Below are 233 nucleotides of genomic sequence, written 5' to 3' on the forward strand. Positions count from 1 at the left end.
GTGATAGCGCTTAGCAATCGCAATGTGTTCCAAGTGGCGCGCCACGAGTGCCGTCTGCAGGGGATCCAACCCAGGATGCGGCGTGAGCGTGATGGTCATTGGTGCGTCGTAGGGCTCGCCGATATCGAGATGAAGCACCTGCTGGTCGATAAACTGGTCGAAGTACGGATGCAGAAATAGACGCTTGTTTGCAGCATTGACTGTGTCCGTGAGCTTCTCCCCCTGGCAGATAT

At 55.8% G+C, this 233-nt stretch carries 1 protein-coding gene; it reads left to right on the forward strand.

The window, feature by feature from the left end; all coding sequences use genetic code 11:
• A partial coding sequence (locus tag RZA33_RS19825) for a hypothetical protein (RefSeq protein WP_317510107.1) occupies positions 1-180 on the forward strand: 180 nt, incomplete at its 5' end.
• Positions 181-233: the final 53 nt, after the last annotated feature.

Source organism: Halovibrio sp. HP20-59 (assembly GCF_033052795.2).
Lineage (GTDB): Bacteria > Pseudomonadota > Gammaproteobacteria > Pseudomonadales > Halomonadaceae > Vreelandella.